General features: G+C 50.3%; 2 tRNA genes. Both read right to left on the bottom strand.

The window, feature by feature from the left end:
- Positions 1 to 57: 57 nt before the first annotated feature.
- A tRNA-Ala gene (locus tag N6G83_RS54665) sits at positions 58 to 133 on the bottom strand.
- Between the two features lie 38 nt (positions 134 to 171).
- Positions 172 to 248 (bottom strand) — tRNA-Ile (locus N6G83_RS54660).
- Between the last annotated feature and the right edge of the window lie 64 nt (positions 249 to 312).

Below are 312 nucleotides of genomic sequence, written 5' to 3'. Positions count from 1 at the left end.
AATACTTCGCAGCATACTGTCGCCAATATACTCTGAAGTATTAAATACCGGACTATATGGTGGAGCTAAGCGGGATCGAACCGCTGACCTCCTGCGTGCAAGGCAGGCGCTCTCCCAGCTGAGCTATAGCCCCATACAGTCACGTGCAGTACCTTTTCCACTTCGAAGAAGTGGTAGGCCTGAGTGGACTTGAACCACCGACCTCACCCTTATCAGGGGTGCGCTCTAACCACCTGAGCTACAAGCCTATAAAGGTATTTCTGCTCGTTACTTTCTATCAGACAATCTGTGTGAGCACGCCACTCGAATCAA

Source organism: Serratia sp. PL7 (genome assembly GCF_945957435.1).
The sequence above is the reverse complement of the archived record's forward strand: the minus strand, read 5'-3'. Positions and strand labels throughout refer to the sequence as shown.